The sequence below is a fragment of the Scytonema hankhaensis NUACC26 genome, assembly GCF_045865695.1.
In the GTDB taxonomy this organism is placed as follows: Bacteria; Cyanobacteriota; Cyanobacteriia; order Cyanobacteriales; family Nostocaceae; genus Scytonema.
On sequence record NZ_BAACAP010000070.1, the window covers coordinates 1 to 10,925 of the forward strand.

The window sequence follows — 10,925 nt, forward strand, 5'->3', positions numbered from 1 at the left end:
AAACATCAAGAAGTCATCGAAGCTTTAACGCGAGGGATTGTTAATAAAATTTTACACGATCCAATGGTACAGTTACGAGCGCAACAAGATGTTGAAGCAAGGCGTCGCTGTATGCAAACTTTGCAAATGCTGTTTAATTTAGATATAGAAGAGTCGTTTAGTTGAATGTTGTTAGTGGTTAGTTGTTGGTTGTTAGTTGTTATTTGTTAACCACTAACGACTAACTACTAATTACTAACCAAAATTGTATGAATCGTATTTTTAAACCGATTATTGTTCTGTTGGGATTGTGGCTGTGTTTTGATTTAGTCAGCCATTTAACAGCAGAAGTTTTGTGGTTTGATGAGGTTAAGTATCTCAGAGAATTTTGGGTGCGTTTGGTAACTCAACTCGGTTTGTGGACGATCGCTTTCTTCTCTTCAATTAGTTTTTTACTAGGCAATTTAACTATAGCGTCTCGTCTAAAATACTCTCTTGAAAAACCAGGGAAGATTGTGAAAAACGTCTCTCCCCCTTCTACTCTCCCCCTACGCTTTTTATTACCAATAGTTATAATTTTGAGCATAATAGTAGGAGCGCTCCTCATTTTTTACAGTCAAAGGGTCTTAGATCTTTGGGAATTAAATATTAAATTACCAAGCACTCCTATCCAATTATCACCTTGGTTAAAGCAAATAATTCAGCTATTTAGTGTTCAGCCATTAACCATTCCACCCGTACAGTTGGGATTGCTGCTTGCTTTAACAATTGCAATTCTATGGTATGGTGAGTTTTGGTTAAGGGCTATTGCTGTAATTATCAGTTTGTTATTAGGATTTCTTTTATCTACACAATGGGATAAGGTTTTACTGTCTTTTCATCTCGTCCGTTTTAACCGTGTCGATCCTCTATTTAATCAAGATATTAGTTTTTACGTATTTTCACTTCCAATTTGGGAACTGTTAGTCTTTTGGCTCTTAGGGCTGTTTCTTTTTAGCTTAGCCGCAGTTGCTTTAATTTACCTATGTTCGGGAAATAGCCTCAGCGAAGGTGAGTTTCGCGGATTTTCTGTATCGCAACGACTCCACTTAAATGCTTTAAGTAGCTTGTTCATGTTGGGGATTGCTTTATACGATTGGTTGCAACGCTACAAGCTTTTGTATTCGACTCGTGGTGTCAACTACGGAGCAAGCTACACTGATGTTAAGGTACTATTGCCGATTTATACAGGATTATGCTTTTTGGCAGTTGCGATCGCTCTTTACTTAATCATACGAGTTATCCTTTTGTCAAGGACAACAAAAACTCGTTTTAAACCTATTCCCTACCCAATCCATCTTATCTACGCTTTAGGATTCTATCTCCTTGTCGTAGCAATTTCTGGAGAGATTCTGCCATCTGTTATACAACGGTTAGCAGTTCAACCAAACGAACTCATCCGCGAACGTCCTTACATTAAGCGTACCATAGCCCTGACACGAGAAGGATTTAATTTAAACACTATAGAAGCAAGAACTTTCGATCCGCGAGGTCAACTCACAACCAAAGATTTGCAAGAAAACAACCTCACTATTCGTAATATTCGTCTTTGGGATACTCGTCCTCTTTTAGAAAGTAACCGCCAACTACAGCAAATCCGACCTTACTACAAGTTTCCTGGTGCTGACATTGACCGCTATACTCTTAAGCAAGAGGCAACTACTGAAAAGCAGCAGACCATCATAGCAGCACGGGAACTAGACTATAATGATGTTCCCCAACAAGCACAAACCTGGATAAACAGACATCTTATTTATACTCATGGCTATGGTTTTACACTCAGCCCGGTCAATGTTATTGGTGCAGGTGGATTACCATATTACTATGTTAAAGACATTGGAGGCGATGAAACTGGCAATAAAGGTTCGTTACAAGTATCGAGTGAATCAGTTCGAGTTAGCCTTCCCGTCAAACAACCACGCATTTACTACGGTGAAATCACTGACACTTATATCATGACTGGGACAAAAACTCAAGAGTTAGATTATCCCAGTGGAAATGATAATGTGTATAACGTGTATGATGGTCGTGGGGGTATCGGGATCGGTCAAATGTGGCAGCGCGTACTATTTGCCGAGTATTTGAAAGATTGGCAAATGCTGCTGACAAATAACTTTACACCGCAAACAAAGCTCTTGTTTCGTCGTAACATCAAAAAGCGCGTACAAGCCATTGCTCCATTTTTTCGTTATGACAGCGATCCTTATCTCGTTGCTACTAATGGGGGAGAAACCACTAGTAAGGGAGAAGGAACTTATTTGTACTGGATTCTGGATGGTTATACGATAAGCGATCGCTACCCTTATTCCGAGCCAGGAAAAAATCAATTTAATTACATTCGCAATTCCGTCAAAGTCGTTATTGATGCCTACAACGGTTCGGTCAACTTTTTTATAGCTGACCCAAAAGACCCAATTATTAATGCTTTCAAAGCCATCTTCCCAGGCTTATTAGAACCATTAGATGCAATGCCGATTGCCCTTCATAATCACATCCGCTATCCGGTAGATCTTTTCAATATTCAATCAGAACGATTGCTGACTTATCATATGACCGATCCCCAGGTATTCTACAACCGAGAAGACCTGTGGCAAGTTCCTGACGAGATTTACGGTAGCAAACCGCAACAGGTAGAACCTTACTATATCATTACAGCATTGCCGCAAGCAGAATCAGAAGAATTTATTTTACTGCTACCCTTCAAACCCACACAACGCGCAAATCTGATTGCTTGGTTAGCAGCACGTTCGGATGGGAAGGAATACGGCAAGTTGCTGCTTTACGAATTTCCCAAACAACAGTTAGTGTATGGAACCGAACAAATAGAAGCTTTGATTAATCAAGAGCCTGTAATTTCCCAACAAATTTCCCTCTGGAACCGTCAAGGATCGAGGGTTATTCAAGGAAATTTATTAGTGATTCCCATCGAGCAATCTTTGCTTTACGTTGAGCCTCTCTATTTAGAAGCAGAGCAAAATAGTTTACCGACTTTTGTTAGGGTAGTTGTTGCTTATAACAACCGGATTGTGATGGCAGAAACTTTAGAACAAGCGCTTGCTGCTATCTTTAAGCCAGATCGACCCACAACACCTGCGATCGTGCGTCCTGTGGAGTAACTTATATAGCGTTTTTCAATTGGGTACAATACATAAAAAAGTTATGGAACCGCACCCTTAACGCAAATGAACGCGGATAAATCTGTACTTGATTCAAGTGAAAACAGCTATAGTGCTTCTCAGATAGTATCCACTATACAGCAGATTTCAACTTGGTGAGGTACAAAAATTACCCCCCTCTGTCCCCCCTTACCAAGGGGGGATGAAAGTGGGGTGTACCTCATTCAGATACAAAGCGCTGTAGTTCTTGTGGGGCAGGTATGTTGCCCGCCCCACAAGATAATTATTTAATGTGTTGCAGCTAACTGAGAACTGCTATATACGGTACGGTAGAGGACAGACAAACTAATTCGCCAAGCACTAAACTAAAGCTTATGTGCTTAATGTGGTTAGTTGTTAGTTGTTCGTTGTTAAGGGACTTCCAAATAAAAAAATATCCAATTTTCTTTTGTGGTGCAGGCTTCTAGCCCGCCACTGACATGGGACGGGCTAGAAGCTCATCCCACATTCCGGGGTAATTTATTTCTTGGACATCCCTAACCACTCACAACTAACCAAAATTATATGAATCGTATCTTTAACCGATTGCAGTAAATATACTTTTTGCAAAAATGAATGAGGATATCTATGTGACCAATCCAGATAACAATTTGCCTATTCGCTTAGAGGTGTTAAAAACAAAATTGACGCTATTACAAAACAAATCAAGCGTCACAAAAGCAAAATCGACAGTGCTTATAGAGCAAGCTCACGCACTTATAGTTCAGTCTAAAAATTTAGAATTTAAGTCTGAAGAGATTGATACAAAAATGATGAAAATTAAATACTTATTTAACAAGCTGTAAACTGAATTGTTGAATTTGTTCTACCACTTTTCTTGTCATAATTTCCTTTACCAAGTAGTTAGCGATCGCGTCTACGGGAAGAACCCAATCAACTTTGCCAGTATCAATAGCAGATTTGGGCATATTGAAATACTCGCTGCTTTCCCGATCCTGAACAATGACTGTACCGCCATATTTTTTTATGGCTAACACGCCTAAAGTACCATCACCGTCTTTACCTGTGAGAACGATCGCGATCGCTCGACTTTTAAAACTAGTTGCGACTGAGACAAACAGTTTATCACCTGCAGGACGGACAAAATTCACTTTGGGTTCGTCTGTGAGAGACAGCGTAGCATCTGGCTTAACTACCAAATGTTTGTCAGGAACAGCAGTATAGACTGTTCTTGGGCGTAAAAGTTCCCCCTCCTCAGCCTGTTTTACGCGCAAAAGCGTGTGGGGAGCAAGGATTTGTGCCGTATAGCTGGGGTACTTGGAAGACAGATGCTGTACCACGACAATTGCTGCTGGAAAATCAACTGGCAATGCTGACAAAATTTTGCCAATCGCTTTTAGCCCTCCTCTGGAAGCTGCTATTGCGACTACATTATAAGCAACATTGGGAAAATGAGAGATAATCTTATGATTGTCTTGAAAATTAGGCATTAGGCATGGAAAAAGAATTATTTTTACGAAGAGCTGTCTGAGCTAATTCTGCAAAAAGCCAACTGCTACCCCAAAGCACGTGGAATGCTTACATAGACTTATTTACAAATAACTTTATTATATTGTAAATAAGTTTTGTACGCTTGCGTACAAAACTTATTTACAATGAGTTTTTCTTTTGCTAGACGACATTGACTGATGCCATGAGCTATTTAATTGATATACCACTGGCTCAAAGAGGTTTCCAATGTCCGTATCTCAAAGCACTCACAATCCCGTAAATATGTTACTAGCTGCCATTCCACTAGAGGAATACCAACGCCTTTTGCCTCACTTAGAACTTGTCCCCTTAGAATACAAACAATTCCTCTACCGACCCAATGAACCCATTCAGTATGTTTATTTTGTCAACTATGGCGTTGTTTCCCTGCTTACTGTTATGGAAAATGGTGAAGCAGTGGAAGTAGCTACGATAGGTAATGAAGGTATGGTCGGTCTACCTGTATTCCTGGAAGCTAAGACAATTCCCGGTGAGGCTTTTACTCAGGTTCCAGGTAAAGCTCTCAGAATGAGAGCAGATGTATTTAAACGCGAAGTGACTTCAGCTAGCCCCCTTTACAAGCTGCTGCAATTCTATACGCAAGCACTGTTTAATCTAATTGCCCAATCGGCGGCGTGTAATCGCTTGCATTCCATTGAAGAGCGGTTTTGCCGATGGGTACTAATGACTCAAGACCGAGTGGGGTCAAACGAGTTTCCCCTAACCCACGAGTTTTTAGGGCAAATGCTAGGCGTGCGTCGTGCCAGCGTGAGCGTAGTTGCTGCTACGATTCAGAGGGCAGGGTTCATTAGCTACAAGCGCGGCAAAATGACTATTCTTGACAGAGAAGGTCTAGAAGATATCACTTGTGAGTGTTATGGCATTATTAAAGGTGAGTTCCATCGCTTGGTGGGAAACAGTGACCAGTGACCAGTGACCAGTGACCAGCAGTCAGCCCCTACTCCCTACTCCGAAGAGTTAGTGAGTTGCTCTAAATGGAGCGCTCCTGAACTATCTATCGCTGGTAGTTGCACGGTAAATGTTGCTCCCTGTCCCACTCCAGGGCTTTCTACTTGAATTGTACCACCATGTAGTTCGACTAACTGACGGACGATCGCTAGACCTAGCCCCAATCCACCATGCTCCTTAGTTGTAGTGTTTTCGGCTTGGCGGAAGCGATCGAAGACATAGGGCAAGAAGTCAGGACTGATACCAATGCCAGTATCGCTCACTTTAATTTGGACTTGGGAATTGACACTTGTTAACCAAACCTTAACTTCTCCACCAGCAGGCGTGAATTTAACTGCGTTGGAGAGCAAATTCCAAACGATTTGCTTTAAACGGTCGGGATCGCCCCAAACCAGATCGACCTCGGGATTGAGATAGGACGAAACTCGAACCATTTTAGCGTCGGCTGTGGGATGCACGGTATCAATGGCTGCTTCGAGCGCTTGTACGAGATGAGTTGGTTGTGGTTGCAAGCGAACCTGACCGCGAATGATGCGTGAAACATCTAACAAATCTTCAATTATTTGTTTCTGAGCTTTAGCGTTGCGCTCAATGACTTCTAGTGCTTTATTGGTTTGAACTGAATCCAACTTACCAGAACGTAGTATATGCGACCACCCAAGGATGGCGTTTAGGGGCGATCGCAACTCGTGGGAAACCATTGCCAGAAACTCGTCCTTTGTACGGTTTGCCGCTTCGGCTTCAGCACGTGCAATTTGCTCGCGAAGCAACTGAGCGCGATCTTCTTCTGCACGTTTGGCAAGAGTAATGTCGCGTTGCACTGAAACCCAATGAGTGTAACACCCTGTTTCATCCATGAGCGGTACTAGGCTCATCTCTATCCAATATTCCGAGCCGTCCTTGCGATAGTTAATGAGTTCGACGACCACTGGCTCAAATTTCTCTAAAGCTGTGCGAACTGTATCCAGCACGGCGCGTTCAGTCTTTGAACCTTGCATAAAGCGTGGGGATTTACCAAGCACTTCTTCGGGATGGTAGCCACTTATACGGGTAAAGGCTTCGTTGACGTACACAATAGGCGGACCCGGCTCATCAAGAGGCTCAGTTTCTGTAATGAGAATAGCTTCATTGATATTTGTAACCACCGACTCCAGTAACCGCAACCGCTCCAAAACCTGTTTGCGTTCGGTGACATCGCGTAGCAGCCAGCGCAAGGCGACCAATTCACCTTCCCGATTGCGGATAGCGCTTACCGTCATAGAAGCATCAAAAGGTATTTTTGTACCCTCTCGAGCGCGTGGTACTAAGCGCACTTCCCACTCTTGCACCCAGTTTACCTGGGACATTTGATATAGTTTACTACGAAAGGTTTGACGATCTTCATGGATAACGAAGTTAACTAACGGTTTACCTACCAGAAACTCAGGAGCGATGTTGAGTAACTTAGCAGCAATGTTATTGGCTTCTTGGATCTTCCCATTTGCGTCAGTTACAAGGTAGCCATCAGGAGCAAAATTGAATAAATCTTGGTAGCGCTGACGCTCTGCTTCCACTGACTGACGAGCAGTTGCTAGTGCCTCGTTTTGCGCTCGCAACTCCTCCTCAGCGACCTTTAATTCCTCAAAGGCAGTGTTAAGTTCTGCAAGAGCTGTGGGCAACCAGACTTGAGCGGACAACGATGTACCGCTAGTATCATCCTGTAAGGCACTCACGCGATCGTACAAAATCTTGAGTTGCTGGAAAAAATTTTCCTCGTTCACACACCATCTCTTCCGTTGGTTGTCGCTCAATCTCTAGGTAAATCTGGTTACTAAAATCTCTTTATAAATAGGTTACAGCTAATTTGGATCTAGTTGAATCTTACGAATGAAAGAGATTTAAACTGTTTGTTCTGTCACTACTCACCTTAATAAATTGTCAGCAAGCTTGTTTTCGGGAGGATATTTATAGTTCTTCCATTTCTTCTACAAGTGGGAATTTCTCCTTTTTGCAACGCTATGTAAAGAGTAGACTGTTCTACCTGTAAGTATTTTGCTGCTTATACGAGTGAAATACCTCTTCTAATCATAATCTAACCTCATGATTCATATTAGCGAGCGATAATTTATGGCGAAATGTAAAGAACTACTTAAGAAAACTAAATCTTCTTAGCAATTCGTAACAGAATTAACTTAACTAAAAAATCCTCAAGACAAGCTTCGTGCTGAGTCGAAGGAGAACAGCACCTTTATTTCGATAAAAAACTAATTAGATTTGCGTCTAATAATAGTCTAACAGGAAGATGAACAATGAGCAGTTCCAAATTCTGCTGCGCTTTTTGAAGGCCTTGGCAGATGAAAGCCGACTCAAAATTTTGGGTATCCTCGCCAATCAAGAGTGTAGTGTTGAAGAATTGGCAGTCCTTCTACAACTGAAGGAGCCAACAGTGTCACATCATCTTGCAAAACTGAAAGAGTTAAACCTAGTGACAATGCGTCCGGAGGGCAATACTCGTTTGTATCAGTTGAACAACCAAGCCCTGCAAAATATTAGTCAGGAGATTGCTAAGCCGGAGACTATAGCCTCTCTAGCCGAAGACGTGGATACCGAAGCATGGGAAAGCAAAGTTCTTGGTACATATATAGAAGGCGATCGTCTTAAAGAAATTCCCACAAGTCGTAAAAAACGCTTAGTCATTTTGAAATGGTTGGCAAGCAAATTTGAGGTAGGAGTGAATTACTCAGAAAACACTATGAATGAAATTCTTCAGCAATACTATCCTGATAGCACCACTTTATGTAGAGAACTAGTGGGTTACCAACTCATGCAAACAGAGAACAAAATTTACCGACGTTTTGTAGAGGAATGATAAAAATTGTTTTACCCCACCCTAACCCTCCCCTTGTAAAGGGGAGGGAAGACAATTTCTGGTTTCCCCCCTTTATAAGGGGGGATTAAGGGGGGTAAACCCAACTTGTGTGTACACCGTAGTTGTAAAGGGGAGGGTTAGGGTGGGGTAAAGCTAAGACTAAAACCCCAGTCTATTAGCTATTTCTGACTTATTTGTACACTGTAGTTCCCAACAAATAGAGACTTTGTAGTTGCTGACTGCTCATCGATCGCAATAACTAATTTGGTCTTGATTCTCAATCCATCCAGTCTCGCCATTAGGAAAATTGTATCTTGCTGACATAGGAGTTTTATAAAGGTCAATTTCTAACCAGATTAAGTCTTTATTCCGATAAGAACTCACTTTACCATCCGGTCTTAATTTCACCATGACTATTTGTCCGCTTCTAACTGTTGCAATTGGTGTGTAGTTTTTATCGGGTTCGGGATAAACCTCATATTGTACGTTTTCTACTCCTCGGATTCTTCTACAAGCTGTGTCAATAGGTCGCCTTCTGCGATCGGGTTCTCTAAACGAATCACAAAAATCCAGAACTTTTGTTTGAATATATCCATATTTTTCTGATTCTGGCTCAAAGACTGCAATCAGTTGAAGCCCTTTTCGAGGTGATTCTTGTAGCAAGACTTGACCGCCTTGACTAACAGTCCCAATTTGCTGTGATGTTGTTGTCCGTTGTGTAAACAGAGGAGTATCTGTTGTTGTAGAACGACAGCCCAATTCAGGAGGTAAATATCTTTGTTTAGGGCTAGCTTCTACCTTAATTAGTGAGGTGGAACTCCAAAGAATGGAAACAATGAGAAGAATTTTTGAAGCTTGATGAGCAATCATACAGTGTTAAATTTGTCACTGGTCACTGGTCACTGGTTAGCACGACTGAACCTGAAAAAAATCACCCTCAAAGGTACTCTTTTTTATCTGTGTTGCTTGTAGGGAACTCTGAAGTCTGTTTTATAAGTCTTAAAAAATCTCCTTCGCATAAAAAATCTTCTACTTATGCCTGCTATCATTCAGTACCCTACTCAGCGACCCACTTTACAGTTTGGCGCTTTTGGTCAAATTGTTAAAGAAATGCAGAAAGTTTTAAACCAAAGACTCGTTCAATTAGATACTGTATCAGCTTGTCCCATGTCAGTTTCCACAACGGGTTACTTTGACCGACAAACTCAAAATGCTGTGAAGTATCTACAGTGCCTTGCTTTTTTAACTGTGGATGGAATTGTAGGAGAAGAAACTTGGAATTATTTGTACAAAGGGGCTGACAGTCTACCAGAACTGAGCATTGGTAGTCACGGAACTATAGTGAAAGCGGTTCAAGAAGCCCTTAAAGCAGGCGGTTATTATTCTGGAATTGTCGATGGTGTTTTTGAGGTCAAAACTGAGAACGCCGTTAAAGCATTTCAAGCAGAACACTATTTGGTGAGCAATGGCAAGATTGAATTACGCACTTGGCGCGTGTTGAGCAAGCTTGAAGTTCATGCTTGTCGCTGTAATATTAATGCGTTTAGCAGTTAATAAGCAAATGGTGGGCAATGCCCACCCTACAAATCTCTATTGCCTAATCCCCAATTACCAATCCCTTCTAAGCTGATTTACCCAAGTAAGCTTCTAAAACTTTTGAATTGTTTTGAATTTCCTGTGGTGTGCCATCAGCGAGATTTCTCCCTTCTGCAAGTACCCAAACCCGATCGCACAGGGACATGATGACATCCATGTTATGCTCAATAATGAGAAATGTCATGCCCGCTTTGTTCCAAGAAGCGATGCGATCGCAAATGTCATCAATCAATCTGGGATTCACTCCGGCGGCTGGTTCGTCGAGCAAAATTAACTTGGGATTGGTCATGAGCGCTCTTCCCATTTCTAGCAGCTTGCGTTGTCCGCCGGACAAACCCCCAGCGTAGTCCTGTGCTTTGTGTGCCAACCCTACAGACTCTAACAAGAACATGGCTCGTTCTTTAAGTTCCTTTTGTTCTTGAGCGATTTTGTGTTGTTGGAATTGCACTTGCCAAAAGTTCTCGCCTGTTTGTTTTTGTGCGGCTAGCAGCATATTTTCCATCACTGATAACCGTGACAGTGTTCTAGCTACCTGAAAAGTCCGGATCATACCAGCACAAGCAATTTTATATGGCTGCAAGTGCTGAATGGGTTCTCCATCAAAAATCACCTTTCCTTTATCTGGGCGGATAAAGTTTGAGAGTAAGTTAAACAAAGTTGTTTTGCCAGCACCGTTAGGACCGATTAAGCCAGTGATACCACCAGTCGCGGCGTGAATTTCGGCATTATCGACTGCTCGAATACCGCCAAAACTTTTACAAAGCCCGGTGGCTGATAGTAATTGAATTTGGGATGACTCTTTATTTACCAAGGGTAAGTTCCTCCTTTTTCCCTAAGATACCTTGAGG

10 protein-coding genes are annotated in these 10,925 nt (G+C 41.9%); 6 read left to right on the forward strand and 4 right to left on the reverse strand.

Annotated elements, in window-relative coordinates:
* The 3 genes from ACKTT2_RS01970 to ACKTT2_RS01980 all read left to right on the forward strand — a co-directional run.
* Positions 1 to 165, forward strand: a 165-nt coding sequence (locus tag ACKTT2_RS01970; protein WP_500691371.1) for a glutamyl-tRNA reductase, incomplete at its 5' end; no start/stop codon positions are given.
* Positions 166 to 248: 83 nt separating this feature from the next.
* The gene (locus ACKTT2_RS01975; RefSeq protein ID WP_407883429.1) at positions 249 to 3,134 is read left to right on the forward strand and encodes a UPF0182 family protein; all 2,886 of its coding nucleotides are present in this window, start codon (positions 249 to 251) and stop codon (positions 3,132 to 3,134) included.
* Between the two features lie 629 nt (positions 3,135 to 3,763).
* A complete protein-coding gene (locus ACKTT2_RS01980) occupies positions 3,764 to 3,979 on the forward strand; it encodes a hypothetical protein (RefSeq protein ID WP_407883431.1) in 216 nt (71 codons plus the stop codon).
* On the opposite strand, the gene ACKTT2_RS01985 is transcribed toward ACKTT2_RS01980, so the two are convergent.
* Complete coding sequence (locus tag ACKTT2_RS01985; RefSeq protein ID WP_407883433.1) at positions 3,962 to 4,624, reverse strand: chemotaxis protein CheB; 663 nt, start codon at positions 4,622 to 4,624, stop codon at positions 3,962 to 3,964. The two genes, ACKTT2_RS01980 and ACKTT2_RS01985, sit on opposite strands and share 18 nt — an antisense overlap.
* Before the next feature lie 247 nt (positions 4,625 to 4,871).
* Between ACKTT2_RS01985 and ACKTT2_RS01990 the strand changes: the two genes are divergently transcribed.
* Positions 4,872 to 5,594: a Crp/Fnr family transcriptional regulator gene (locus ACKTT2_RS01990; RefSeq protein WP_407883435.1), complete on the forward strand. Its 723-nt coding sequence runs from the start codon at positions 4,872 to 4,874 to the stop codon at positions 5,592 to 5,594.
* Between the two features lie 35 nt (positions 5,595 to 5,629).
* Here the strand turns inward: ACKTT2_RS01990 and ACKTT2_RS01995 are convergent, their stop codons facing one another.
* On the reverse strand, positions 5,630 to 7,393 hold the full coding sequence (locus tag ACKTT2_RS01995) for a PAS domain-containing sensor histidine kinase (RefSeq protein WP_407883437.1): 1,764 nt from the start codon (positions 7,391 to 7,393) through the stop codon (positions 5,630 to 5,632).
* A 521-nt stretch (positions 7,394 to 7,914) separates the two neighbouring features.
* On the opposite strand from ACKTT2_RS01995, the gene ACKTT2_RS02000 reads away from it, so the two are divergent.
* Positions 7,915 to 8,481: a DUF2087 domain-containing protein gene (locus ACKTT2_RS02000; protein ID WP_407883439.1), complete on the forward strand. Its 567-nt coding sequence runs from the start codon at positions 7,915 to 7,917 to the stop codon at positions 8,479 to 8,481.
* 243 nt (positions 8,482 to 8,724) lie between these two features.
* On the opposite strand, the gene ACKTT2_RS02005 is transcribed toward ACKTT2_RS02000, so the two are convergent.
* Complete coding sequence (locus ACKTT2_RS02005; protein ID WP_407883441.1) at positions 8,725 to 9,351, reverse strand: hypothetical protein; 627 nt, start codon at positions 9,349 to 9,351, stop codon at positions 8,725 to 8,727.
* 165 nt (positions 9,352 to 9,516) lie between these two features.
* Between ACKTT2_RS02005 and ACKTT2_RS02010 the strand changes: the two genes are divergently transcribed.
* Positions 9,517 to 10,035: a peptidoglycan-binding domain-containing protein gene (locus ACKTT2_RS02010; RefSeq protein ID WP_407883443.1), complete on the forward strand. Its 519-nt coding sequence runs from the start codon at positions 9,517 to 9,519 to the stop codon at positions 10,033 to 10,035.
* A 67-nt stretch (positions 10,036 to 10,102) separates the two neighbouring features.
* On the opposite strand, the gene ACKTT2_RS02015 is transcribed toward ACKTT2_RS02010, so the two are convergent.
* Positions 10,103 to 10,888 (reverse strand): ABC transporter ATP-binding protein, encoded by a 786-nt coding sequence (locus ACKTT2_RS02015; protein ID WP_407883445.1) that lies wholly within the window; start codon positions 10,886 to 10,888, stop codon positions 10,103 to 10,105.
* Between the last annotated feature and the right edge of the window lie 37 nt (positions 10,889 to 10,925).

Bases quoted from the DNA above. Each gene is read 5' to 3' on its own strand.
- ACKTT2_RS01975 (WP_407883429.1), top strand. From the start codon at position 249: ATGAATCGTATTTTTAAACCGATTATTGTTCTGTTGGGATTGTGGCTG.
- ACKTT2_RS01985 (WP_407883433.1), bottom strand. From the start codon at position 4,624: ATGCCTAATTTTCAAGACAATCATAAGATTATCTCTCATTTTCCCAAT.
- ACKTT2_RS01990 (WP_407883435.1), top strand. From the start codon at position 4,872: ATGTCCGTATCTCAAAGCACTCACAATCCCGTAAATATGTTACTAGCT.
- ACKTT2_RS02000 (WP_407883439.1), top strand. From the start codon at position 7,915: ATGAACAATGAGCAGTTCCAAATTCTGCTGCGCTTTTTGAAGGCCTTG.
- ACKTT2_RS02005 (WP_407883441.1), bottom strand. From the start codon at position 9,351: ATGATTGCTCATCAAGCTTCAAAAATTCTTCTCATTGTTTCCATTCTT.
- ACKTT2_RS02010 (WP_407883443.1), top strand. From the start codon at position 9,517: ATGCCTGCTATCATTCAGTACCCTACTCAGCGACCCACTTTACAGTTT.